Raw genomic sequence first — 749 nt, forward strand, 5'->3', positions numbered from 1 at the left:
CCCTTTGAAGGCTGGCAACTCGACGAGCCGTCCCGAGGTCCGGCACACAGGAGGCCTTCTCACGATCATGTCAGCGCTGCGGGACGTAGGCGAGTTCGCTGTGGATCGCAGAGATGCCGGTCTCGATCTCCTCGAAGGCGAAGCAAGCCTGCTCGTCGGTTCGCGCCGTCGTTTTTTCGGACCAAGGTTCGCCCCAAAGAAAAGGGCGGCATCGCTGCCGCCCCTCGAGATTGTTGAGATGCGTGGACCTTAGAAATCCATACCGCCCATGCCACCCATGCCGCCGCCGCCCATGCCGCCAGGCATGCCGCCGCCAGCCGACTCCTTCTTCGGAGCCTCGGCGATCATGGCTTCGGTGGTGACCAGCAGGCCGGCGACCGAGGCCGCGTCCTGCAGAGCCGTGCGCACGACCTTGACCGGGTCGACGATGCCCATGGCGATCATGTCGCCATATTCGCCGGTCTGGGCATTGAAGCCGAAGGTCGGGCCCGTGTTCTCGAGGATCTTGCCGGCAACGATCGAGGCTTCCGCACCGGCATTGGCCGCGATCTGGCGAGCCGGAGACTGCAGCGCGCGACCAACGATGGCGATGCCGGCGGTCTGGTCGGAGTTGGCGCCGCTGACAGTGATGGCCAGCGAAGCACGCAGCAGCGCGACGCCGCCGCCGGGAACGATGCCTTCTTCCACGGCCGCGCGGGTCGCGTTGAGGGCGTCGTCGACACGGTCCTTCTTTTCCTTCACTTCCACTT

General features: G+C 65.6%; 2 protein-coding genes. One reads left to right on the forward strand and one right to left on the reverse strand.

The features are described 5' to 3' along the window. The coding region (locus EOA33_RS40035) for a hypothetical protein (protein WP_210212663.1) at positions 1 to 253 on the forward strand (253 nt) is incomplete at its 5' end. Here EOA33_RS40035 and EOA33_RS37445 read toward each other — a convergent pair. Next, a partial coding sequence (locus EOA33_RS37445; RefSeq protein ID WP_281033607.1) for a TCP-1/cpn60 chaperonin family protein occupies positions 250 to 749 on the reverse strand: 500 nt, incomplete at its 5' end. The two genes, EOA33_RS40035 and EOA33_RS37445, sit on opposite strands and share 4 nt — an antisense overlap.

The organism is Mesorhizobium sp. M4A.F.Ca.ET.050.02.1.1, assembly GCF_003997725.1.
Classification (GTDB): Bacteria; Pseudomonadota; Alphaproteobacteria; order Rhizobiales; family Rhizobiaceae; genus Mesorhizobium.